We start from the raw sequence: 24,758 nt of genomic DNA, 5'->3' as shown, positions 1-24,758 counted from the left end.
GACAGGGTATCAGCCCCTGCGACATGGCGGGCCGCCATCATTACCTCATTCATCCTTCACTCCCTCACTCTTCACCGGCTTGGATTGGTCGTAATGCCAGCGCGGGGCCCGCTTCTCGAGGAAGGCTGCCACCCCTTCACGCTGGTTGGCATCGTCAAACAGGGTGAGGAACAGGCTGCGCTCCAGCGGCAGCGCCGCGTCCCGATGGCTGCTGCGCCCCTGGTTGATGAGCTGCTTGCAGGCGCGCAGGGCACTCGGGCTCTGACGCTCCACCAGCTGGGCCATCTGGTGCGCCGCCTCCCAGGCGTGGCCCTCCTTCACCACCTCCTCCACCAGCCCCATCTCGTAGGCCAGGGTGGCGCTCACCTTTTCGCCGCAGAGGATCATCCGCTTGGCCCAGCCCGGCCCCACCAGTTCGGTGAGGCGCTGGGTGCCGCCGGCGCAGGGCAGCAAGCCCACCGAGGCCTCCGGCAAGCCCAGCTTGGCCTGCTGCTCGGCAATACGGATGTCGCAGGCCAGCGCCACCTCGAGGCCGCCCCCCATGGCGTAGCCATTGATGGCGGCGATGCTGACCCCGTGAAAGCGGGCCAGCGCCTCGAAGGCGCGGCCAAAGGCCTCAGCCACTTCGCGGGCGTGCTCCAGGTTGCCGTCGGCAAACATGTTGAGATCGGCGCCGGCGCAGAAGAATTTGTCCCCGGCACCGCGGATCACCAGCGCCACCACGTCGGGGCGGCTGTCGAGCTCCACCATCATCTGCAAGAAGGCCTGCAGGCTGGCGAGGGTCCAGGTGTTGGCGGGAGGATGGTCGAGGGTGATGTAGGCCACGTGACCGTGATATTCGAGCCTGATCCTTGTCATTGCGTTGTCCTTGTCAAAAAACCTGCCCCATGATGACAGGGTTGAATGGAGCCGACCTGCGGCTGGCTCACAAAGCCTGACGACGAGCCACGCCAGCCCCGTCGTCAGGGTGAGCTGCCGAGCACAGCGGCTCCCCCCTGCTACTCCAGCGCCAGCCCGGGCTCCGCCAGCAGGCGACGGGCGATGATGAGCCGCATCACTTCATTCGTCCCTTCCAGAATGCGGTGGACCCGGGTATCGCGCAGGTAGCGCTCGAGCGGGTACTCGCGGATATAACCATAGCCGCCAAAGAGTTGCAGGGCGTCGTCACAGATGCGGTGACCCACGTCGGTGGCAAAACGCTTGGCCATGGCGCACCAGGCGCTCTTGTCCGGCGCCCCGGCATCGAGCCTGGCGGCCGCCTGACGCACCAGCAACCGAGCGGCCGCCAGTTCGGTGGCCATGTCGGCCAGGCGAAACTGCACGCTCTGAAATTCGCTGATCGGGTGGCCAAATTGCTGGCGCTGCTGCACATGGGCCAGCGCATCGTCAAGGGCCTGCTGGGCGGTGCCCACAGAGCAGGTGGCGATATTGATGCGCCCGCCATCGAGCGCCTGCATGGCGAACTTGAACCCTTCCCCCTCCTGCCCCAGCCGGTAACGGGCGGGAATGCGCACGGCGCTGAAGTTCACCTCCCGGGTCGGCTGGCTGTTCCAGCCCATCTTCTCCTCCGCCTTGCCATAACTCACGCCGGGGGTCTGGGCCGGTACCATGAAGGCGGAGATCCCCTTCGCCCCCTCGCCACCGGTGCGGGCCATCACCACCAGCACGTCGGTGCTGCCGGCGCCCGAGATGAACACCTTGCTGCCGTCGATGACGTAATCCTCGCCATCGCGCACCGCGCGGGTCTTGAGGGCCGCGGCATCGGATCCGGCGCCCGGCTCGGTGAGGCAGTAGGAGCCCAGCAGCTCACCGCTGGCGAGCCTTGGCACCCACTCCTCGGCCACCTTGGGAGGCAGCCAGCTGCCCAGCATCCAGCTCACCATGTTGTGGATGGTCAGATAGGCGGTGGTGGAGGTGCAGCCCATGGCGAGGCGCTCGAAGATGAGGCTGGCATCGAGCCTCGGCAGGCCGAGCCCGCCGTACTGCTCCGGGGTGTAGAGGCCACAAAAGCCGAGCGCAGCCGCCTGCTTGATGGTAGGGATGGGGAACTCATGCTCCTTGTCCCAGCGCGCGGCGTGGGGCTTGAGCGCCTCCTCGGCAAAAGCGCTGGCGGCCTCCACATAGGCCTGCTGATCCGGGGTCAACGTAAAATCCATCTTGTTCGCTTCCTTGTACTTGTTCGATCCGTTTCTGTCAGTGGGTGCGCCCGGGCAACCTGCCATCAGCGCAGCTGAATGGTCATGTTGGGGCCGCTGGGAATGTCTTCGTCGAACCAGCGTTCGGTGACCGTCTTGGTCTCGGTGTAAAAACGCACCGCCTGCTTGCCGTAGGCGTGCAGATCCCCGTAGAAGGAGCCGCGCCAGCCGGTGAAGGAGAAGAACGGCAGCGGCACCGGGATGGGCACGTTGATCCCCACCTGGCCCACCGCCACCTCGTGGCGAAACTTGCGGGCAGCCGCGCCACAGCTGGTGAAGATGGAGGTGCCGTTGCCGTAGGGGTTGTCATTGATGAGGGCGAGCGCCTCATCGAGGCTCGCCACCTCGAGACAGGCCAGCACGGGCCCGAAGATCTCCTCCTGGTAGATGCGCATCTCGGGGGTCACGCCGCGAAACAGGGTCGGTCCCACCCAGTTGCCCACCGGGTAGCCGGGCACGTCGCAAAAACGGCCGTCCAGCAGACATTCGGCCCCTTCGGCGATCCCCGCCTCGATGAGCCCCTCCACCCTGACTTTCGCCTCCGGGCTGATGAGGGGGCCGTAGGCGGCTTCGGGATCGTGCCAGATGCCGGGCTTCACCTTGGCGAACTCGGCGGCGAGCTCGGGGATCCACTCCCGGGCGCTACCCACGAACACCGCCACGCTGATGGCCATGCAGCGCTGACCGGCGGCGCCGACCCCGGCCCCCACCAGATTGCTCAGCACCTGCGCCTTGTTGGCATCCGGCATGATCACCATGTGGTTCTTGGCACCGACAAAACACTGGGCCCGCTTGAGCTGCGAAGTGGCGCTGCGATAGACGTGACCGCCAACCCGGGCCGAGCCGACGAAACTGACCGCCTTGATGTCGGGATGGGCCAGCAGCGCATCCACCTGCTCGGCGCCGCCGTGCACCACCGACAGAATGCCCTTGGGGGCTCCCGCCTCGGCAAACAGCTCGGCCAGCCGCATGGGGGTGAGCGGATCCTGTTCGGAGGGCTTGAGCACGAAGCCGTTGCCGCAGGCCACCGCCAGCGGGAACATCCAGAGCGGGATCATGGCCGGAAAGTTGAAAGGAGTGATGCCAAGGCAGACCCCGAGCGGCTGCACCCAGGAGTGACCGTCGACCCGCCGTGCCACGTTGCCCATGGTCTCCCCCAGGGTCTGGCTGGCGATGGCGCAAGCCTGCTCCACCACCTCGATACCGCGCCACACATCCCCCTTGGCATCCGCCAGATTCTTGCCGGTCTCCTGGGCCAGCAGGGCCGCCAGCTCGTCGTGATGCGTCTTCAAGAGATGCTGGTAGTTGAACATCACCCGGGCCCGCTCGGAGGCCGGCACTTCCCGCCACAGCAGATAGGCGTCGTGGGCGGTGCGCACCGCCAGTTCAATTTCCGCCGAGGTGGCTTTCGGCACCCGCGCCAGCAGGCTCTGATCCGCCGGGTCGGTCACCTCGATCCACTGCTCGCTCGCGGAAGGGTACGCCTCCCCGCCGATGTGCAGCGGCACGTCGCCGAACCGGGTCTGATGGTTGTTCATGGGCACTCTCTCCTTGCTGGCACATCATGGACCGCTTGCGAACGGACCATGGGCACTCCTGTGACGGGGGCCATCACGACCGGGCAATCGCCCTTGCCGTCATGGCGCAACAAATTTACCTTAGACTAACAATCAATTTACGTTTACGCTAACGTAAACTTAAATCACAAATGGACTGACCAGTTTGGCCCCCTGTTTCAGCTTGGGCCGCCAAGCTGTCACCCCCTTCATATGAGGAGAGCAAGGATGCATGCAGTGATGGACGAGACCCTGTGCGCCCTGACCGAGCAGGTCGAGGCCTTCTGCCAGAAAGTGATTGCACCGCGCGCCAGCGAGATCGATCAGAGCAACGCCTTCCCCCGCGATCTCTGGCCCCGCATGGGTGAGCTGGGTCTGCACGGCATCACGGTGGCAGAGGAGTATGACGGGGTGAACCTCGGCTATCTGGCCCACGTGCTGGTGATGGAGCAGGTGAGCCGCGCCAGCGCCTCGGTCGGCCTCTCCTACGGCGCCCACTCCAACCTCTGCATCAACCAGATCCACCGCCACGGCACGCCGGAGCAGAAAGCCCGCTACCTGCCCGATCTTGTGAGCGGTGAGCATGTGGGAGCGCTCGCCATGAGCGAGCCGGGCGCGGGATCCGACGTGGTCAGCATGCGCCTGACAGCCGTGCGCGAGGGGGATCACTTCGTGCTCAATGGCAACAAGATGTGGATCACCAACGGCCCGGATGCCGATACCTTCGTCATCTATGCCAAGACCGATCCCGCCGCCGGTCCCAAAGGGATTTCCGCCTTTATCGTCGAAGCGGGGACTCCCGGTTTCTCCACCGCCCAGAAGCTCGACAAGCTCGGCATGCGCGGCTCCAGTACCTGCGAGCTGGTGTTCGACAACTGCCGGGTGCCGCAAGCGAACCTGCTGGGCCCCCTGCATGGCGGCGTCAAGGTGCTGATGAGCGGGCTCGATTACGAACGAGTGGTGCTGGCGGCCGGCCCCCTTGGCATCATGCAGGCCTGCATGGACGTGGTGCTGCCCTATGTGCGTGAGCGCAAGCAGTTTGGCCAGCCCATCGGCGAGTTTCAGCTGGTACAGGGCAAGCTCGCCGACATGTATACCCGCCTCGCCAGCAGCCGGGCGCTGGTCTACTCGGTGGCGAGCGCCTGCGATCAGGCCCGCACCAGCCGCAAGGATTGCGCCGCCGCCATTTTGTTTGCCGCCGAGAACGCCACCCAGATGGCGCTCGATGCCATCCAGCTGCTCGGCGGCAACGGCTACATCAACGAATACCCCACCGGCCGCCTGCTGCGGGACGCCAAGCTCTACGAGATAGGCGCCGGCACCTCGGAGATCCGCCGCTGGCTCATCGGCCGCGAGCTGATGGGAGATAATGCATGAGCAGGATCCACTCCCGCCTCGACACCGCTAGTCCGGAATATGCGGCCAATCGGGCCGCCATGCAGGCCCTGGTCGACGATCTCAATGCCCGCCTGGAGGAGATAGCCTTGGGCGGGGGCGCAGCCAACAACGCCCGCCATCAGGCCCGTGGCAAGCTGCTGCCTCGCGAGCGCATCAACCAGTTGCTGGACCCGGGTTCCCCCTTTCTCGAGCTCTCGGCGCTGGCCGGCTGGCAGGTCTATGACGAGCCGGTGCCCGCCGCCGGCATCATCACCGGCATCGGCCGGATCTCTGGCCGCCTGTGCATGCTGGTGGTGAACGATGCCACCGTGAAGGGCGGCACCTACTACCCGCTCACGGTGAAAAAACACTTGCGCGCCCAGGCCATCGCCGAGCGGCTGCGCCTTCCCTGCCTCTATCTGGTAGATTCCGGCGGTGCCTTCCTGCCGATGCAGGACGAGGTGTTCCCCGACCGGGATCATTTTGGCCACATCTTCTACAACCAGGCCCGCATGTCGGCCCAGAACATCCCCCAGCTGGCGGTGGTGATGGGGCTCTGCACCGCAGGCGGCGCCTACGTGCCCGCCATGGCGGACGAATCGATCATGGTCAGGGAGCAGGCCACCATCTTTCTGGCGGGGCCGCCGCTGGTCAAGGCCGCCACCGGCGAGGAGATCAGCGCCGAGGCGCTGGGCGGCGCCGAGGTGCACTGCGCCCATTCCGGGGTGGCGGATCACATGGCCCGCGACGATGGCCACGCCCTGGCCATTGCCCGTACTCTGGTGACCCACCTGGGCAACGAACCGGTAGAGACCAGCCCCGGCTATGAGCCCCCCTGCTACCCCATCGAGGATCTCTACGGCCTGGTGGGCACCAGCCTCAAGCGCCCCTATGACGCCCGGGAGCTGATCGCCCGGTTGGTGGATGGCTCGGACTTTGACGAATTCAAGGCGCTGTTCGGCTCCACACTAGTGACCGGCTTTTCCCGGATCTGCGGCATGCCGGTGGGGATCCTCGCCAACAATGGCGTGCTGCACAGCGACAGTGCCCAGAAGGGGGCCCACTTCATCCAGCTTTGCAACCGGCGCGCCATCCCGCTGATCTTTTTGCAGAACATCACCGGCTTTATGGTGGGAAGCCAAGCCGAGCGCGAAGGGATCGCCAAGCACGGCGCCAAGCTGGTCACCGCCGTCGCCTGCAGTCGGGTGCCCAAGATCACCCTGATCGTCGGCGGCAGCTTCGGTGCCGGCAACTACGGCATGTGCGGGCGCGCCTACGACCCCGATTTTCTCTTTAGCTGGCCCAACAGCCGCATCTCCGTCATGGGGGGCGAGCAGGCGGCCGGGGTGCTGGTACAGGTGCGCCGGGACAAGCTGGCGGCCGAGGGCAAGTCATTGAGTGAGCTGGAGGCAACCGCCATCCGCGCCCCGGTGATCGAGCAGTATGAGCGTCAGGGTCACCCCTACTACGCCAGCGCTCGCCTGTGGGATGACGGCGTCATCGACCCGGCCCAGAGTCGCACCGTGCTGGCGCTGGCACTGGCGGCCTGTCAGGGGGCCGAGACCGGCCCGGAACAGTACGGCATCTTCCGGATGTAAGGAGTTCACATGTCCGATCCACTCAGTCACGCTCTCCAGCCCGGTTTTCGGCTGGAGCGACACGGCCCGCTGGCCGAGCTGGTGCTCGACCGCCCGGCCCGCCACAATGCCTTTGACGCCGACCTCATGCTGGGGCTGCTCGACTGCCTCGACGAGCTGGCCCACACCCACGGCCAGGCCCTCGCCGATCGCCCCCACGCCTTGCTGCTGCGGGCCGAAGGCAAGCATTTTTGCGCCGGTGCCGACCTCAACTGGATGCGCAACCTGGCCCATGCCGATTTCGAGCACAACCGGGAAGACGCCCGGGTGCTGGCCCGGCTGATGCAAACCCTGGACGAGCTCCCCTTCCCCACGGTGGCGCTGGTACAGGGCGCCGCCTACGGCGGAGCGCTCGGCCTCATCTGCGCCTGCGATCTGGTGCTGGCCGCCGATGACGCCCGCTTCTGCCTCTCCGAGGTGAGCCTCGGGCTGGTGCCTGCGGTGATCAGTCCCTACGTGGTGCGCGCCATGGGGATGCGCCAGGCCCGCGCCCTGATGCTCTGCGCCGAACCGTTCGATGCGGTGACCGCCTGCCGCCTCAACGTGGCGCACCGGCGCTGCCCGCCGGATCAGCTGCTGGCCGAAGGACGTGCGCAGGCCCTGCGCCTGTGCCGTAACGGGCCAGAGGCGATGAAAGAGACCAAGCGGCTGCTGGCCGCCCTCGAGAGCCATGGCGCCAGCCTGCACGAAGAAAAAACCGTCGAGACCATCGCCCGGGTACGGGTCGGTCTCGAAGCCCAAGAGGGAATGCAAGCCTTCTTTGACAAACGACCCCCCGCCTGGCGCCCCCGTTTCAAGGACGAAGCATGACTCAATACCACCCCATCAAGCGCCTGCTGATCGCCAACTGTGCTCAATATAACTGGATTGTGGATCAACACGCTTCGCACTTGTGCGCCTTGAACGACAGGGAGCCAGCATGACCCATCACACTCCAATTAAGCGCCTGCTGATCGCCAACCGCGGCGAAATCGCCGTGCGCATCATCAAGACCGCGAGGCGCCTCGGCATTCACACCATCGTCCTCTACTCGGACGCTGACGCCCGCGCCATGCATGTGCGGGAAGCTGACGAAGCCTGGCATCTGGGGCCGGCCCCCGCCCGGGAGAGCTACCTCGACACCGGCAAGGTGCTGCGCATCGCCCAGCAGGCGAACGCCGACGCCATCCACCCGGGTTACGGTTTTCTGTCCGAAAACAGCGATTTTGCCACCGCCTGCGAGCAGCGGGGCGTGCGCTTCATCGGCCCAAGCGGCGCCGCCATCCTCGCCATGGGCGACAAGTCGGGCGCCAAGGCGCTGATGCAGGCAGCCGGCGTGCCGGTGCTGCCCGGTTATCACGGTGCGGATCAGCACCCCGACTTTTTGCGCGATCAGGCGAGCCTGGTGGGCTTCCCGCTCCTTATCAAGGCGGCCAGCGGCGGCGGTGGCAAGGGAATGCGCCGGGTCGATCAGCTGGCCGACTTTGACGATGCCCTGGCGGCGGTCAAGCGGGAGGCCAGCGCCGCCTTCGGTGACGACCACGTGCTGCTGGAGCGCTATCTCGCCCGCGCCCGCCACGTGGAGGTGCAGGTGTTTGCCGATACCCTCGGCAACGCCATCTATCTGGGGGACCGGGACTGCTCGTTGCAGCGCCGTCACCAGAAGGTGATCGAGGAGGCCCCCGCCCCCGACATCGCACCGGCGCTGCGCCGTGCCATGGGCGAAGCGGCCGTCGCCGCCGCCCGGGCCATCACATATCGGGGAGCCGGCACCATCGAGTTTCTGCTGTGCGGGGAGGAGTTCTTCTTCATGGAGATGAACACCCGGCTGCAGGTGGAGCATCCGGTCACCGAGGCCGTCACCGGCCAGGATCTGGTGGCCTGGCAGCTGGCGGTGGCCGAAGGCAAGCCGCTGCCGCTCACCCAGGATGAAGTGGTGCTGCGCGGCCACGCGGTGGAGGCGCGCCTCTACGCCGAGGACGTGGCGGCCGGTTTTCTGCCCGCCAGCGGCCCCATCAATTGGCTCCACTGGCCAGATGGCGTGCGCATCGACACCGGCGTCGGTGCTGGCGATGCGGTGAGCCCCTATTACGACCCCATGATCGCCAAGCTGATCGCCCACGCACCGAGCCGCAGCGAAGCCTTTGCCAGCCTGGCCGACGCGCTGGCGGCGCTGGAACTCGGCCCCTTGGTGCACAACAGCCCGCTCTTGCTGCGCCTGTGCGAAGAGCCAGAAGTATTGGCCATGGGCCACCACACCCAGTGGCCCATTCCCACCGACACCCTGCCCGTTCCGGCGCTCGCCTGGCCGCTCGCCGCGCTCTGGCTCGCCACTCGCGAGCACGGCGCCTCCCCCTGGCAACAGGCTGCAGGCTTTCGGCTGGGCCCCACCCGCAGCTTTAGCGCAGCGGTGCGCATCGGCGAGGAGGCCCGCGTGCTGACCCTCGCCGAGCGGGCCGGCGCCCTGCTCTGGCAGGGCGAGCAGCTCCCGTTCGAGCTCGGGGCGGATCATATTCGTCTGCAGCAGGCCGGCAGCTGGCAGCGCTACCCGCTGCACGCCCTCGGCGAGGGCGACTATCTGCTGCAACTGGCGGGCAGGCGCATCCGTTTCTCGGCAGATGATCAGCATCATCAGCTGCACCATGATCACCAGGCCGGCGATGCCCCCGGCATCCTGGCCCCCATGCACGGCATCGTCGTGGCGTTGCAGGTCGAGGCCGGCCAGCCGGTCAGCAAGGGGCAGCCCTTGCTGGTGCTGGAGGCGATGAAGATGGAGCACGTCCTCAAGGCCGACCGGGATGGGGTGATCGAGGCGCTGCAGTGCCGCCAGGGCGAACAGGTGAGTCAGGGCGCCCTGCTGGTGCGCTTTGCCGAGCAGCATACCGCGCAGGAGGAGCGCTCATGAGCCGAGCACAGGAAAGCCGGGACGACAAGGTCAGCCTGGTGGAGATGGGGCCGCGGGACGGCCTGCAAAATGAAGCTGCCACCCTCTCGCTGATGCAGCGGCTGGAGCTCATCGCCCGCCTGGCCGAGAGCGGGCTGCAGCGCATCGAGGTGGGCGCCTTCGTTTCGCCCAGGAAGGTGCCGCAGATGGCGGATTCCGCCGCACTGTTCAACGCCCTGCCGCGCAGGGGGCCGACCCGCTATGGCGCCCTGGTGCCCAATCTGCAGGGTCTGCAGGCCGCCATTGCCGCCCGCGCCGACGAAATAGGCCTCTTCACCGCCTGCTCCGACGGCTTTACCCGGGCCAACATCGGCATCAGCGTGGAGGAGTCGCTGGTGCGCTTCGCCCCGCTGGTGCAGGAAGCACGCAGCCTCGGCATCAAGGTGCGCGGCTACCTCTCCACCGTCATCGCCTGCCCGTTCGATGGCCCGACCCGGCCCAAGCGGGTCGCCGCCATGGCCGAGCGATTGCTGGATCTGGGCTGCCACGAGATATCGCTCGGCGACACCATCGGCGTCGGCACCCCGGGCACGGTGGCCCCCATGCTGGATGCGGTGCTGCACGAGATCCCGGCCGGCCGGCTCGCGGTCCATTTTCACGACACCTATGGCCAGGGGCTGGCCAACCTGCTGCCGGCGCTGGAGCGCGGCATCCGCACCATCGACAGCTCGGTGGCCGGGCTCGGCGGCTGCCCCTATGCCCCCGGCGCCTCCGGCAACGTCGCCTCGGAGGAGGTGGTCTACCTGCTGCACGGCCTTGGCATGAGCACCGGCGTGGATCTCGACCAGCTGGCCGCCACCGGCCAGTGGGTCAGCGAGCAGCTCGGCCGCCCCAACGGCTCGCGGGTCGGCCGGGCCCTGCACGCCAATGCCGAGCGGCTGCGCACCCGGCTGTGCCAGCCATCCCCGCAATAAGGAGCCCCGCCATGTCCAATACCCTCGCCCACGGGCTCGCCGGCAAGGAGGTGACCTACAGCATCTCCGAGCTGGCCCACGAGTTCGACATCACGCCGCGCACCATTCGCTACTACGAGGACGAGGGGCTCATCACCCCGACCCGGGAGGGGCAGACCCGCATCTACAGCCACAAAGACAAGATCCGGCTCAAGCTGACCCTGCGCGGCAAACGCCTCGGCTTCAGCCTGGCGGAGATCCGCGAGCTGTTCGACATGTATGACACCGACCGCTCCAGCAAGACCCAGCTCAACTCCATGATCCAGCTCATCGAGGCCAAGCGTCACTTCCTGCGCCAGCAGCTGGAGGATATCCAGATGGTGATGGCCGAGCTGGAGGCGGCCGAGCAGCGCTGCGTTAATTCCCTTAACAGCTTGAAAACCAGCGCAGATTAACCGAATCTGGGATCAACTCTGCCTGCTGGGAGACCCCATGAAACGCTGGTGCTGGTTGTTGCTGCTGCTTTGCTGTACGGCATGGGGCCACCCGCTGATCCGGGTCGGTGGTTACCCCTATGCCCCCTTCGTCGTCAAGGACGACAGCGGCCACTATCGCGGACTGACCCTGGATCTCATCGCCCTGCTCAACGACATCCAGCAGGATGTGCACTTCGTGTTCGTGCCCACCTCTGCCCCCCACCGCTACAAGGCGCTGGCCCTCGGCCGCTTCTCGCTGATGCTGTTCGAAGATATCCGCTGGGACTGGAATGCCGATCAGGTGCGCATCACCCGTCCGCTGCTGCTGGGCGGCGAGCGCTACGTCGCCCTCAAGGCACCGGGGCGGGATCAATCCTTCTTTGACAACCTGGCGCAGCGCCAGCTGATCGGGGTCAGCGGCTATCACTACGGCATCGCCGACTTCGACGCCACCGCGAGCACGCTTAAGCAGCGCTTCAATATCACCCTGGTCAAGGACAACATCAACGCCCTGCAGGGGCTGTTCAAGGGGCGCGGCGAGGTGGCCATCCTCAACCTCTCCTACCTCAACCAGTTCGACAAGGAGTACCCCGAGCAGGCAAGCCAGCTGCTGCGCTCCAACCGGTGGGATCAGCAGTATGAGCTGCGCGCCCTGCTCAGCCCGGACGCCGGGATCTCGGTACAGCAGCTGGAACAGTGGCTGGCGCAGCTGAAAGAGAGCGGGAAATTGTCAAGCCTTTGGACAAAGTACGGCGTACAGCATCAAGTGGCACCATGATCATGACCTGAAAGTTTGTTACCCTATGCGCATCAATTGGAGACCCTCATGCCCAAGCCTCTGCGTGCCCGTCTGCTGCGCTACGCCCTCTACCTCTGCGCCGCCCTGCTGCTCTCCCTGCTTATTCTGTTATGGCAAGCCCCCACGCTGACCCAGCGCCACCTGCCGACCTGGCTGGCCAAACACTACGGCCTGCACCTGAGCCTGGGGGAGATCGACGTCGGCCTGCGCCACCCCTCCCTCGCCATTGGCCCCACCACCCTGTTCGATGACCAGCAGCAGCCCCTCGTCGCCTTCGAGCGCCTGCAACTCACCCCCTTGCTAGGGGAAAGCTGGCGCCAGCGCGCCCTGATCCTCGACGAGGCGCGCCTCGTCAAGCCAACCGTCAACCTGGTGCGGCTCTCGGATCAAGGCAAAACCGTCCGTTTCAACCTGACCGAAGCGCTGGCCAGCCTGCTCACCCCGAGTGAAACCACGGACACCGACAGCGGTGCCCCCTTGCTGGTGCAGATCAACCAACTGGCGGCAGAGCAGGGTCACATCACCTATCAGGACAGCCGCAAGCAGAGCAGCCCCGGCTGGGTGCCCAGCCTGACCCTGAGCGGGCTCGACCTGCAACTGCCGACCTTCTCCACCGCCCCTGGCCGCGCCAACCCCTTCGTGCTCGCCGCCACCCTCAATCAGCAGAGCCCGCTCAAGGCGAGCGGTGAGCTCGACATCATGAGCGGCGCCGGCAAGGGGAAGATCAGCCTCGGCAAACTGGCGCTCGCCCCCTTCGCCCCGCTCTGGGCCCCTTATCTCGACGTCAAGCTGGCCAAGGGCGAGGCCAACGCCGAGCTTGCCTACCAGATAGCCGAGGACAAGCAGGGGCTGAGCTGGCAGCTATCCAAGGGCAAGCTGACCCTCAATGACTGGCAGCTCCAGCGTCGCAAGGGCGGCGAATTTGCCCGCTTCAAGCAGCTGGCGCTGACCGGCATCTCGCTCGACGGCAACAAGCAGGTGCTGCAGATAGACCGGCTGGCGCTCAAGGCGCCGGCCATCAGCGCGGTGCTCGATGCCAACCAGCAGCTGGATCTGGCGACCCTGCTGATCCCCCAGCCGCCGGTCAACACCAGTAAAGCGGCCAAATCGGCGGCGCCGGGCCAACCCTGGCGCTGGAGCCTCAAGCAGACTCGCATCGAACAGGGCCAGCTCAAGCTGACCGAATCGAGCAGCGGCAAACCGCTGCTGCGCGAGCTCTCCGCCCTGGCGCTGGCGCTGGGTCCGCTGGGCAGCCAGAGCGGACAGCGCAGCCCGCTCACCTTGAGCTGGGCGCTCAACAACCAGGCAAAACTGGACTTTGACGGCGATTTCGTCCTCGCCCCCTTCAGCCTCAACGGCGAGATCAAGCAACAGGGCCTGCCGCTCAGCTGGGCCCAGCCCTATCTGCAGGATCTGCTGCGCATCAGCGTGCGCGACGGCCAGCTTGCCAGTCGCACCAAGCTGGCGCTGGCCACCGATGCCAAGGGGGCATTGAGCAAGCTGGAGTTGAGCGGCGGGCTCGATGTCGAGCGGCTCAACGTGCTGGATCGGGCCGACAACCAGCGCCTGCTGCAAATTGAGCAGTTGCAGCTGAGCGGCCTGCACTACGACGGCATCAGCCAGCAGGTGAAGATCGACGACATCCTGCTGCGCAAACCCTTCGCCCGCATCGAGATCAACGAAGACAGGGTCACCAACGTGCAGCAACTGCTGTTGCCGCAACCCGCCACGGCCAAGTCCGCCAGCAGCGGGCCGGCCCCCCGCGTCAGCATCGCTCAGGTCCGCACCGAGCAGGGCAACCTGCGCTTTGCCGATCGCAGCCTGAGCCCAGAATTCGTGGTGGACATCGCGGCCCTCAGCGGCCAGAGCCGCCACATCAGCAACATCCCCGGCCAGCGCTCCGAGCTGGCCTTCAACGGCAAGGTGGACCGCTACGCCCCGGTGACCATCCGCGGCGGCACCAACCTGCTGATCGAGCAGCCGGTGCTGGACGTGGCCGTCACCTTCAACAACTTGGAGCTCACCACCTTCACCCCCTACTCCAGCACCTACGCCGGCTATGCCATCGACAAGGGCCAGCTCTCCATGAAGCTCAACTACCAGTTGCAGGGCAACCGGCTGGAGGGGGACAACGACATCACCATCAAGAAGCTGCAGCTGGGGGAAAAGGTCAAAAGCGAGCAGGCCAAGGATCTGCCGCTGGGACTGGCGGTCGCCCTGCTGAGCGATGCCAACGGCGTCATCCAGATGAACCTGAAGGTGAAGGGCAATCTGGATCAGCCGGACTTCAGCCTCGGCAACATCTTCTGGGACGTGCTCGGCAACACCCTGCGCAAGGCGGTCACCTCCCCCTTCTCGCTGCTCGCCTCCCTGGCGGGCGGCAGCGAGGATCTCGATGAGCTGCCCTTCCTGCCCGGGGAGCCGGATCTCACCCCCACCCAGCAGGAGAAGCTGGCCAAACTGGCGCAGGCCCTCAAGGACAGGCCCAAACTCAGCATGAACATTCGTGGCAAGGTCAACTTCAACGAAGAGCGCCCCATCCTGCAGCGCCAGAAGCTGGAGCGAGTGCTGGCCAAGATCACCGGCGGCCCGGTGGACCTCGAGCTGCTGGAGCAGGACTCCGCCATGCAATCGGCGCTGGCACAAGCTTATGAGGCCCGTTTCAACGAAGATCTCGGGGATCTGGCCGATCGGCTGAAGCTCGATGAACAGAGCCCGGCCCTGCGCGCCCAGGCGGTTACCCTGCTGCGGGATCAGCAGCTCATCACCGCCAAGTCCCTGCGCAATCTGGCCATGCGCCGCGCCCAGAACACCAAGGAGTTTCTGGTGGACCGCCAGGGGATCGCCCCGGAGCGGCTGTTCGTGCTGGACAGCCAGGTCAAGGAGGCCGACAAGGAGGCCAAGGTGGTGCTGACCCTGGACGATTGAGCCGCTGACATCAGCAGGATGAGGGGGATGCCATCCCTCTCATCCTGCACGTGGCACGCTCGTATCCTCCTGGCGCCCGCCGCCACATCCATCATCTCGCCGCAGCCTTGCTTTATTGCTTTACCCTTGCTGCAGCCAGCCACTGGCTCTCTCGGCAATTCAGCCACCGCACGGTCACGTCTGCGCACGATGACACCGCCACTTATCGGCCTAGAATTCTCTCACTCAGTCCCCCTAGCCTCCGGTCGTTTCGCTCCTCAACCCCCTCAACAAACCAGTCCCGCGCTAAAGACCCCTGCTCGACCTCGTCGATGCTGCGAGCAGACAGCTTGGCCGTTTGCCTTAATCAAGTAATTAACGCCTCTTGTCTGATGGCATATGAGAGCATTTTTTATCCTCAAATGTACTCGGGCTTGGCAATGGGCATCCCGTTGACGGCACTGCTCATCCCATCGGACAGATTTGTATGAAACTTTCAGAATCGTGCTGATCAATACAATTTTTCAACCTTGTCCGCACCATTCATTCACCTGCTATCTACCTGGATCGCACGAATGGTTAGTCAGGTAAAAAATCCCGTTATTTTTTACCGTTTCGACCATTCCCCCCCTTGCCCAGCGCCCAGAGCCTGCCTAAAATCGCGCGTCTTTTATCAACCCCCACCTCTATTTTTGGAGAACGCCACGTGAGCGAAAAATTGGCCAACCCTGCCCCTCTGGGTCTGATGGGTTTCGGTATGACCACCATTCTGCTGAACATCCATAACGCAGGTTTCTTCCCCATCAGCGCCATGATCCTGGCCATGGGCCTGTGCTATGGCGGTCTGGCCCAGATCATCGCCGGTATCATGGAGTACAAGCGCGGCAACACCTTCGGTGTGACTGCCTTCATCTCCTACGGCACCTTCTGGTGGAGCCTGGTGTTCCTGCTGGTGATGCCGACCATGGGTCTGGCCGAAGCCACCCCGCACGCCTACATGGGCTGGTACCTGCTGATGTGGGGCATGTTCACCCTGTTCATGCTGATCGGGACCGTCAACTACCCGCGCGTGAAGCAGTTCGTGTTCGCCTCCCTGACCGTGCTGTTCTTCCTGCTGGCCGCCCGTGACTTCACCGGCAGCACCCTGATCGGCACCATCGCCGGTTTCGAAGGCATCATCTGCGGCGCCAGCGCCATCTATCTGGCCATGGCCACCGTGATCAACGAACAGTTCGGCCGCACCGTGATGCCCATCGGCGATCACAAGAAAGCTGCCGCCGTTCAGCTCAAAGCCGCTGCCTAAGCACCCGGCCGACACAGCTGTCACGAAAAAGGCACCCCGCAGGGTGCCTTTTTGTTGGGCGCGATTTGCCAGGATCGCCCGGCTAGCCTTGATACTCGGGCTCCCCCGCCAGCAGCCGGGTAGCAGGAAAACGCGCGGCCGGTTGCTGACCGAAGAAGCGGGTGAACTGCTGGTACACCGCCGGATAGGTGTCGCGCAGGCGCAGCGGATCGGTGAAAAAACACTCGCTGCACACCGCAAAAAATTCGGCCGGGTGCGAGGCGGCATAAGGATCGATGGCGGTAGGCTCGTGACGATCCAACTGCCCCTGCATGGCATCGAATGCCGCCTGCAGCGCACCGCTCCACTGGCGCGGATCCATGCCCGCCGGCAGTGGCGGCGCCCCGTCTGCCTCCCCTCCCAGCATGTCGAGCTTGTGGGTCAGCTCGTGGATCACCAGATTGAAGCCGTCCCAGTCCCCGTCCTGCTGCAGCTCGCTCCAGGCCAGCACCAGCGGCCCCTGCGGCCAGGATTCGCCGGCGTTCTCCTCTTCAACTTCACTCACCAACCCGAACTCGTCCTGCACCTGCTGGCGGCGCACCACCGGCTCGGGGATCAGGATGATCTCGTGAAAACCCCGATACCAGTCGAGCCCCAGATTCAAAATGGGCAGCGCCGCCTGCAGGGCCAGCACCGCCTGCTGACGGGAAGTGAGCGACACCCCGAGCTGGGTCAGGGTCTTGCGGGCCAGCAGCTGCTGCGCCAACCCGATCAGGGTCTGCTCCTCCTCCCGGGAAAAACCCTGCAAAATGGGCACCGCGGCCAGGGCCTGCTGCCACTCCAGCGCGCCAGGCCCATTGCCATCTTGCCGGGACGCACCACCAAACACACTTCGTAAGCGGGACCAGAACACGCAAACTCCTCTTGCTGATCAGACTGTTTTCACAAACCGTTTCGGACGCTCGACATACCCCTGCGCCAGATAGAAGCGATGGGCCCCTTCCCGCTTGAGGCTGCTGGAGAGCTCCAGCTGGCTGCAACCCTGCGCTCGCGCCCGCTCCTCTGCCGCCACCAGCAGGTCGGTGCCAACGCCGCGTCCCCTTGCACCCTCATCGACAACCAGCGCCGAGATCAGGCCCCACGCTGGTGCAACGTGCAGCGGGCTGAGCCAGTGCCACACCAGCACGCCCGCTATCGCGTCCCCCAGGCAGGCCACCAGCACTTCGCGGGCCGGATCCGGCACCAGCCAGCGATCCCCCAGCACCTGCGGGCTGACCGGGTAACCCAGCTGGCCGAACAGGTCGGCCATGGCGGCCGTATCCTCGGCACACGCCGGGCGGATCATCGCTATTTCTTGCTCCATCTTCATCCTTGGCCTTGATTTTGCTCTCCCTCTCCCGCCGCAGAGCGCCGACGAAAGAGGAGATGATACCGGGCCGGCACCGCATTCTGTCCAGTTGCACCGGCCATTTGTTAATGTCAATTCACAAATTAACAAGATAACAACATATTTCGCTGGGAAGCCCCAACACAAATCGATATGTTAAAACCCGCGGACTGGCCAGTGGAAACATCCACCGACCCGTCCCACACCATAACGAGTGACCCGAGGGTCACCACCAATTTGAGGGAGCGGGGCACAGACCCCGCCAACAAGACAGCACAACAAAGGAGTTGTTGTACATGAATGAGATCGTCAATGCCATCAATGGTGTGATTTGGAGCCCGGCGCTCATCTATCTGTGTCTGGGGGTAGGCCTCTACTTCTCCCTGCGCAGCCGCTTCCTGCAACTACGTCACATCAAGGAGATGATCCGGCTGATGTTTGATGGCAAGAGCACGGATGCGGGCGTCTCTTCCTTCCAGGCGCTGGCCATGACCCTGGCTGGCCGGGTGGGTACCGGCAACATCGCCGGCGTCGCCACCGCCATCACCTTTGGCGGCCCGGGTGCCATGTTCTGGATGTGGATGGTGGCCTTCCTCGGCTCCAGCTCCGCCTTCGTGGAGTCCACCCTGGGTCAGGTCTACAAGGAGAAGATCAACGGCGAATACCGCGGCGGCCCGGCCTTCTACATCGAGAAAGGACTCGGCATGAAGTGGTACGCCTGGACGTTCGCCATCGCCACCATCTTTGCCTGCGGCGTGCTGCTGCCGGGGGTGCAGGCCAACTCCATCGGCGCCAGCCTGCAAACCGCGTTTGATATCGATCCGAACGTCACCGCCGCCGGTCTGGCGCTGCTGCTCGGCTTCATCATCTTCGGCGGCGTCAAGCGCATCGCCAACTTCGCCAGTACCGTGGTGCCCTTCATGGCGCTCGGTTACATCATCGTCGCCTGCGTCATCATCGCCCTCAACATCCACGCCCTGCCCGGCGTGATCCTGCTGATCTGGAAGAGTGCCTTCGGTTTTGATGCCGGCTTTGGCGCCATTTTGGGTCTGGCCATCATGTGGGGGGTCAAGCGCGGGGTCTACTCCAACGAAGCGGGTCAGGGTACCGGGCCGCACGCCTCCTCCGCCGCCGCGGTAAGCCACCCGGCCAAACAGGGCCTGGTGCAGGCGTTCTCGGTCTACATCGACACCCTGTTCGTCTGCTCCGCCACCGGCTTTATGCTGCTCATCACCGGCCTCTACAACGTGCAGGGACCGGACGGCGCCGCCCTCTACACCGGCATCGCCGGCGTGGCCGCGGGCCCGGGCTACGTGCAGACCGCCATGGAGAGCATGATGCCTGGCTTTGGCAGCATGTTCGTGGCCATCGCGCTGTTCTTCTTCGCGTTCACCACCATCGTTGCCTACTACTACATCGCCGAGACCAACATCGCCTACATCAACCGCAAGGTGAACCGTCCCTGGCTGACCTTCGTGCTGAAATTGACCCTGATGGCCTCCACCGTCTATGGCACCGTCAAGACCGCCGAGCTGGCCTGGGGCATGGGTGACATCGGCGTCGGGCTGATGGCCTGGCTCAACATCATCGCCATCCTGCTGCTGCAAAAGACTGCCTTTGCCTGCCTGCGCGACTATGAAGCGCAACAAGCCAAGGGGCTGGATCCGGTGTTCCACCCGGAGAAGCTCGGCATCAAAAACGCCGACTACTGGGCCGGTCACCGCTCCGAAGACAACCTGGAGCAGGAGAAATCCGGTCACCCCTTCGAACCGGACCAAGATCGCAAGATTTCCTGATCGCGCACTACTCTCCAACAAAAATGGCAGCCGAGGCTGCCATTTTTATTTATTTAAATTCAATAGCTTGATTAACTCAATTAGTTGAATGCCAAAAGCATCGACGGCGCCTACCTGGACGATGACGAAGAGGCTGGCACCGCCGCCGATGAGGGCGCCCTGCATGCCGTGGCCTGGGCCAGTTGGTGGGGCATTCGCACCTTCCAGCAGATCGGGGGCGCCCCGGTCGGGGTATGGCGCGAGCTGCGCCGTATCAGCAACGCCAAGAAGCATGCCGATTTGGTGGGCCCACCCAAGCCCGTGCTGCAAGACCCGCGCTTTGAGGCGGCCCGCTTTGCCGCGGATAACGGCATCTTTCGCTGCTACCCGCACGCCATGGGCGGCGCACTGGCCACCCGTGCCGACCCCCCATCAAGCTGGCCCACCTTATCGAGGAGCAGGCCAACAGCCATGGCGAACGCCTGATGGGCATTACCTCCGCTCGCCTGGGCATCAAGACCCGCCTGCAAGGGTGGGAAGTCGTGCCTGCCGGCACCCATGAAGCCAGGAAAGCCGCCGAGGCTGCAGCGAGGGAAGTTGGGGTTAAGACGGGCGACAGCCCGGCACCTTGGAGCTCTGACAATAACTGTACGCTACCGGATCCTGATGCCTTCACAGACCAGACCATGAGGGAACAATGGGGATTATCGCCTTTCTCCATCGACCGTTTGGAGGCTGGGGCCAGTGTCAGGGCAGACGGTTTCACACTCTGGCTGGAGAACAGACAGGTGCAATCGTGCAGATCGCACCCAAGCGAACCAGATTGGCAGCCAGAAGGACTGTGGCCCGCCGAACAGGACCAGCCGGATGAATACGCGGTGCCGGAAGGCGATCCGGACTGGCCGATGCTGGTTGAGCTATGCGGCAAGGTGTACCAGGCACAAGGCCATGCAGGGACACACCAATGGATTGAGATGCTGCCACAGCCCTATCAGTCAGAAATGTGGCGGGTATTGGAGGGGCTGGACACACAGGAGTGGCAACAGGATGACTACAGCGGTGAGTGGGTATGAACAACACACCGAATGCTTGGTGGTGTTTTTCGTCGCCACTCCTTGGTTGTGTTTTTACTCAGCGGCAGAGGTAACGCCAAAAGAAGCCAAACGAATACACCTAGACATATGAGATACACTGGTAATATCATGTTCTAAAAGAGGTTTTTTACTATTAGTTATGAGGGCGTGGTGGGGCTATACAGAAGGCTATATTAACGGATTAATACCTCCGTCCATCTAATTACTGTTCAGCACCACAAGTAGGATTTGCAAATGTCACTAATACAAGAAATCTCACGTGTCCTAGCTGAAAGCCGTGTAGAACGACTGAAAATGATTGTTGCCTTGTTAGCTGGCTTACTCAGCATTGGCGTTTCTTTTTACCAAGCATATGAGAAAGCGCAGTTCAAAAAAGAGAGCCTGACGTTTGAATCTCAAATGGAGACCCTTACCGAAGTTCAAAAAAGTATAAATAACTTACCCACATTTGTTGCAACTCAAAAAGAACAACTAAGACAATCAGAAGAAGCCATTAATTCACTAAAAAAAGAAGAAGAAGCCCTTAAACCCATGGTTAACGCTGATCGAGATGTTGTCGACTCAATATTGAGACTACAAGCCGAACGAGCAGCTTCAAGTGCTTGGCAGGAACGACTCATCGGGTTTGGTTTAGGAATTGTAGGTTCACTTATTGCCTCACTAATTTGGTCTGGGTTCAGGCGAGGTAAAAGCGTCTAACCAATGATTCAACAAGCGCAACGTTTTATAACATAGATTGGATATAAACATATAACAGGAGAGCTTTTTGATTGACAGATTTAAAATCTGGGTGAGTTCCAAACCCTGGTTTTGGAAGTTCCTAGCAAGGTTAGGGAAAATTAGTTTTTCCTTCGAGCGCAGCGCGTACAAGATAAGATCCTCCGCCTCAAAAACAAAGGGAAATACTCGCATTTTAGGCTCTTTTATATGGGGCGGCGTGAAAGGCTTGTTTTGGGTTATTTTGTGGTTGGCAATCTTAATGTTGGTTGAACATCTCACCAATAACAACCTATCTTCTCTCCCACTACTTAGCGAAGAAGACAAAAAATTTAATATCGATCAGCTCAGACTGTACGCCCAACTGCTCACTGCAATATTCTCAATCTATTTTGCGACAATTGGCATTATACTGAGCGCTGGTTACACTAGGCTTCGCCGGGATATCATCCAAATGCTCACTAACGAGCAAGTCGGTAGCGTCTACTCTCGAGTTTTGGTTTTTTCAGCTATGTTCTGTTTAGCCGCAACAGCCTTACCTTTGTTTGGCTTAGAACCCGGCCTTTTCGTTTATGTCAGTGGTACTATTTTGACTCTGTTGAGCACATTGGTTTTATTTCCATTGGGCCAGAGATTATTTAATTTCTTTGACCTAAACATTCTAGTTCATAGTGAAATACTTCCCAACATTGTGCGTCATATTGAAGGTGCTTCAAACCATAATAATTCAATTTCTTTAGCTAACCATCATTCAAAGGCTGCAAGACTAGGTCTTGAACAACTCTCATATATTGATGAACGTGTAAAATCTAGCAATGAAGGTTTAGAAGATAACCTTCCTGCGTTGACCGACGACTATACTGCTTTGCTTTTTCATTACCTTCAACGAAAACACTCAATAGACCAGGAAAGCTATTGGTTTCCAAGACGGCGCAAGCATAAGCAATGGTTTTTTGCGGATGACACAGCCACTTCGATGGCACTTAAGATGAGTAGCCAGCAACAGCTAATTGAAGAAAAACCTGATTATCAATGGCTCGAAAACGAGATTATCGACAGATTGGCTGGCCATATTGAGCTCGCATTTAAAATCGGAGACCTTGATCTCGCATTAAAACTCATAGCTCGCTTTTCGACTCGAATTCCAGCTTATGCTGCACGGTTTCAATTCGATATTGGCATGCAAGAGATTAAGAGATTCAAGGGCATAATTGAACAGGCTTTCGCCTCATTGAATCCCATGGCTGATGACATTTCAATGAAGGCGCAGATTGGTATTGCTGACATATGGGCTGCACTAGGGAGCAATCTCTGTTTAGAAACACTACGCGGAATAATTACCTTTGAGAAAGAACTGAAAACATTCTTTGAGAAGGACGAGTGGACCGAGCAGTCTCTACGCCGTCTACCCGCCTCTTTGCAAGTAGATCTCGCCTTTATCGTCGAACGTATTGAATTTGAGAAAATGGTCGAAGGGAAACGCCTATCCAAGCCAAAATACGTCCAGCAATTGGCAGTCCAGAGATTGTTGCAGCACTATGCGAACGTTCTACCTGCAGTATGCGACTTTTACCAAAGTTTGCTTCCAGACTTTGTGGACTCACTATCAAAACTCAATATGTCCGAGTCCGCAACACAAGTTGTCCTAGCAAGCTTACATAGTCATTGGAAACTACCAAGATGGTTCGACAATATTACCGAGCTCTTGGAGCGGTATTATGAATATGAGCACTACACCCAAGATCAGTACAAACTACCGGAGATAAACACTGCAGAGATGACTCAGCAGCTTTCCTCTGCCCGAGATGTTGCAATTACCAGGCTCGGCAATGGAACCATGGTCAGACATATTTTCGAACAAAAACACAACGATGAACTGCCAGACCATTTTGGGCAGATTTACTTCGAGCTTGCCGAAGCATGTATAAGTGCTCTTGAGCAAAATGATATAAGCAAGCTGGATAAGGTTCTACCGACATTCATGTCCCTTGCGATTCTTGCGGCAGATTCGAGATTTGTGGACCCATCGCTGGATGTAAGCAATGAGTTCAGATTTCATCTCATTTCAACAGTGATCAATGATTTGGCTTCGGTCTTAGGCTTTGCCATTCTTTACGGGGCATACTTCGACAACAAAAAGTTATCTGCGGGTGCAATAGAGAAGTTCGATGCTTGGATTGAGCACGTCAATGACAAGCAGCAGTACTTCAAGAGAATGATACTCCTATCAAACCCGCACAATTTTAGTATGAGCACATCACCGCGAGATCTAATCAGAATTAATTGGAAAATATCGTTTGAACAGCGTGCAAGGCGCGATGGTTTTGAGGTCAAAATGGGAATGATGCGAGGGAAGCTGCACCCAAACAAAATTGTGAGGGAATTCTTGATGACGCATTCCGATGCGTCTCACTTGTTTTTCGCAAAACATGTCCTGCCGCAACTCGGCCCAATAGACTTCGAGATAGACTACCGTATCACTAATCTTACTCGCCGGTTGCAAGAGGAAGGTAAAGAGGTTCAGAATGAAAATATTTAGGGCCGAACCTTTACTTTGGTACCATCATGAGGCAGACCTTGGGTTAATTGACAAGCTCTTTATTAAGAGCGTTCAAGAGAGGCCTAATTTCAATCGTCAAATGTTTGACGAAGATTTTACGCGATTCTTTGATTTAATAAATCATCGAAACGGAAATGTCTTCGCAATCGTGTCGAATGATGACAAACTAATGCGAAAGCTACTTGGCAATGATAATACGAGATACGCACCATATACGATTGACGAGTCAATAAATAACGTAGTTAAGGATATTGCTCAGTCGCTAATATGGTCCGGGAAAGCGTACTTCTTCCTTCATGAGGATACAGAGCAAGAAGAAATCCACATACATTCAATCAGCTCATGTGGCGTTATACGCTTCTGTGGTGTAAATATTCAGTGGGTACCCAAAAGATGGGAAAGACACTGGAATCAAGAGGACGAGAAACTTCCAAGAGAAATACGTATCTTGGATGAGACCAAAGTAATGCGTTTCGACATTCCCACACCAATCAAACGCATGTTGTCCACACAGAACAGGACTTTGGCAGTCCTTGACAAAAACCAACTTGGGGATGCTAATTTTTACTCTCAGGCAACATACGAGAACCCGAATCCAACCAGCTATTTCGATTTTCGTGTGTGGAGAGATATGCAAGATCAGGTTTTGTATCGTGCCACTCGAAGAACTGGCTGGAACGGTAGAAAGTATGACTCGAAAAAGCGTTCAGACTTCTTCGATTGTCACCGCCTTATCCGCTTTCGACGAAACCAACTTTTGCTCAGAGACAATATTTTGAACCAGCTCAGCAGTGAGCTCTCGAGGATTGGTAGAGGTTACAATGCCAAATTCTCGATTAAAATATCGGTAACTGATGAATTACCTAATGTTGCACACCTTAACGAATTGGAGGAAAGGCTGGTGCATGAGGAGGTGGGATTCGATGAAATCATCGATTATTGCTACAATCGTTGATTAGCTGCTTCGAAGGCCGCAATGCAGTACGCGAAAGTCTGATGAATGCCAGGTGTGAGCAAGAAATAGTCGTAGATGATTACGTTTATTGATTGCATGGCATACATAACAATGCAAAATTACTCAGGCGCTAAATGCGTTTCTCGTTTCTCACTTTGCATTTTACGTTTTTGATTTTCCGATATTAGGTCGCGACGAAACAACATGAAAAAATTTATTACGATA

At 60.6% G+C, this 24,758-nt stretch carries 18 protein-coding genes and 1 pseudogene; 14 read left to right on the top strand and 5 right to left on the bottom strand.

Annotation, left to right across the window (positions count from 1 at the left end):
* Positions 1-45: 45 nt before the first annotated feature.
* The 3 genes from AHA_RS10545 to AHA_RS10535 form a co-directional block, all read right to left on the bottom strand.
* A complete protein-coding gene (locus AHA_RS10545) occupies positions 46-858 on the bottom strand; it encodes an enoyl-CoA hydratase (RefSeq protein ID WP_011705948.1) in 813 nt (270 codons plus the stop codon).
* 140 nt (positions 859-998) lie between these two features.
* Positions 999-2,156, bottom strand: a complete 1,158-nt coding sequence (locus AHA_RS10540) for an acyl-CoA dehydrogenase family protein (RefSeq protein WP_164927630.1) — start codon at positions 2,154-2,156, stop codon at positions 999-1,001.
* 65 nt (positions 2,157-2,221) lie between these two features.
* Positions 2,222-3,733 (bottom strand): CoA-acylating methylmalonate-semialdehyde dehydrogenase, encoded by a 1,512-nt coding sequence (locus AHA_RS10535; protein ID WP_011705946.1) that lies wholly within the window; start codon positions 3,731-3,733, stop codon positions 2,222-2,224.
* 246 nt (positions 3,734-3,979) lie between these two features.
* Here AHA_RS10535 and AHA_RS10530 point away from each other — a divergent pair, with 246 nt between their 5' ends.
* The 9 genes from AHA_RS10530 to AHA_RS10490 all read left to right on the top strand — a co-directional run bounded on the left by AHA_RS10530 (position 3,980) and on the right by AHA_RS10490 (position 16,066).
* A complete protein-coding gene (locus tag AHA_RS10530) occupies positions 3,980-5,128 on the top strand; it encodes an isovaleryl-CoA dehydrogenase (protein WP_011705945.1) in 1,149 nt (382 codons plus the stop codon).
* On the top strand, positions 5,125-6,726 hold the full coding sequence (locus AHA_RS10525; protein WP_011705944.1) for a carboxyl transferase domain-containing protein: 1,602 nt from the start codon (positions 5,125-5,127) through the stop codon (positions 6,724-6,726). Before AHA_RS10530 ends, AHA_RS10525 begins: the two co-directional genes overlap by 4 nt.
* A gap of 9 nt (positions 6,727-6,735) precedes the next feature.
* The gene (locus tag AHA_RS10520) at positions 6,736-7,575 is read left to right on the top strand and encodes an enoyl-CoA hydratase-related protein (protein WP_011705943.1); all 840 of its coding nucleotides are present in this window, start codon (positions 6,736-6,738) and stop codon (positions 7,573-7,575) included.
* Between the two features lie 109 nt (positions 7,576-7,684).
* Positions 7,685-9,649, top strand: coding sequence for an acetyl/propionyl/methylcrotonyl-CoA carboxylase subunit alpha (locus tag AHA_RS10515; RefSeq protein ID WP_011705942.1), 1,965 nt, complete (start codon positions 7,685-7,687; stop codon positions 9,647-9,649).
* A complete protein-coding gene (locus tag AHA_RS10510) occupies positions 9,646-10,602 on the top strand; it encodes a hydroxymethylglutaryl-CoA lyase (RefSeq protein WP_011705941.1) in 957 nt (318 codons plus the stop codon). The genes AHA_RS10515 and AHA_RS10510 overlap by 4 nt, the downstream gene beginning before the upstream one ends.
* Positions 10,603-10,613: 11 nt before the next feature.
* On the top strand, positions 10,614-11,036 hold the full coding sequence (locus AHA_RS10505) for a MerR family transcriptional regulator (protein WP_011705940.1): 423 nt from the start codon (positions 10,614-10,616) through the stop codon (positions 11,034-11,036).
* A gap of 37 nt (positions 11,037-11,073) precedes the next feature.
* Positions 11,074-11,835: a substrate-binding periplasmic protein gene (locus AHA_RS10500; RefSeq protein ID WP_011705939.1), complete on the top strand. Its 762-nt coding sequence runs from the start codon at positions 11,074-11,076 to the stop codon at positions 11,833-11,835.
* Between the two features lie 48 nt (positions 11,836-11,883).
* On the top strand, positions 11,884-14,784 hold the full coding sequence (locus AHA_RS10495; protein ID WP_011705938.1) for a DUF748 domain-containing protein: 2,901 nt from the start codon (positions 11,884-11,886) through the stop codon (positions 14,782-14,784).
* A 685-nt stretch (positions 14,785-15,469) separates the two neighbouring features.
* Positions 15,470-16,066: an acetate uptake transporter gene (locus tag AHA_RS10490; RefSeq protein WP_011705937.1), complete on the top strand. Its 597-nt coding sequence runs from the start codon at positions 15,470-15,472 to the stop codon at positions 16,064-16,066.
* 82 nt (positions 16,067-16,148) lie between these two features.
* Here AHA_RS10490 and AHA_RS10485 read toward each other — a convergent pair whose 3' ends face one another.
* Complete coding sequence (locus AHA_RS10485) at positions 16,149-16,958, bottom strand: M90 family metallopeptidase (RefSeq protein WP_011705936.1); 810 nt, start codon at positions 16,956-16,958, stop codon at positions 16,149-16,151.
* Positions 16,959-16,976: 18 nt separating this feature from the next.
* Complete coding sequence (locus tag AHA_RS10480) at positions 16,977-17,414, bottom strand: GNAT family N-acetyltransferase (RefSeq protein ID WP_164927629.1); 438 nt, start codon at positions 17,412-17,414, stop codon at positions 16,977-16,979.
* Between the two features lie 314 nt (positions 17,415-17,728).
* On the opposite strand from AHA_RS10480, the gene AHA_RS10475 reads away from it, so the two are divergent.
* The 5 genes and pseudogenes from AHA_RS10475 to AHA_RS10455 all read left to right on the top strand — a co-directional run bounded on the left by AHA_RS10475 (position 17,729) and on the right by AHA_RS10455 (position 24,533).
* Positions 17,729-19,228 (top strand): alanine/glycine:cation symporter family protein, encoded by a 1,500-nt coding sequence (locus tag AHA_RS10475; RefSeq protein ID WP_011705934.1) that lies wholly within the window; start codon positions 17,729-17,731, stop codon positions 19,226-19,228.
* A gap of 90 nt (positions 19,229-19,318) precedes the next feature.
* A pseudogene (locus AHA_RS10470) lies at positions 19,319-20,280 on the top strand (replication endonuclease); the annotation flags it as partial.
* Between the two features lie 255 nt (positions 20,281-20,535).
* The gene (locus tag AHA_RS10465) at positions 20,536-21,000 is read left to right on the top strand and encodes a hypothetical protein (protein ID WP_164927628.1); all 465 of its coding nucleotides are present in this window, start codon (positions 20,536-20,538) and stop codon (positions 20,998-21,000) included.
* A 67-nt stretch (positions 21,001-21,067) separates the two neighbouring features.
* Positions 21,068-23,557, top strand: a complete 2,490-nt coding sequence (locus AHA_RS10460) for a hypothetical protein (protein ID WP_164927627.1) — start codon at positions 21,068-21,070, stop codon at positions 23,555-23,557.
* Positions 23,544-24,533: a hypothetical protein gene (locus AHA_RS10455; RefSeq protein ID WP_011705929.1), complete on the top strand. Its 990-nt coding sequence runs from the start codon at positions 23,544-23,546 to the stop codon at positions 24,531-24,533. The genes AHA_RS10460 and AHA_RS10455 overlap by 14 nt, the downstream gene beginning before the upstream one ends.
* The last annotated feature ends 225 nt before the right edge of the window (positions 24,534-24,758 follow it).

The organism is Aeromonas hydrophila subsp. hydrophila ATCC 7966 (genome assembly GCF_000014805.1).
GTDB lineage: Bacteria > Pseudomonadota > Gammaproteobacteria > Enterobacterales > Aeromonadaceae > Aeromonas > Aeromonas hydrophila.
Note: the sequence above shows the minus strand (reverse complement) of the source record. Positions and strands in the feature narration are given on the sequence as shown.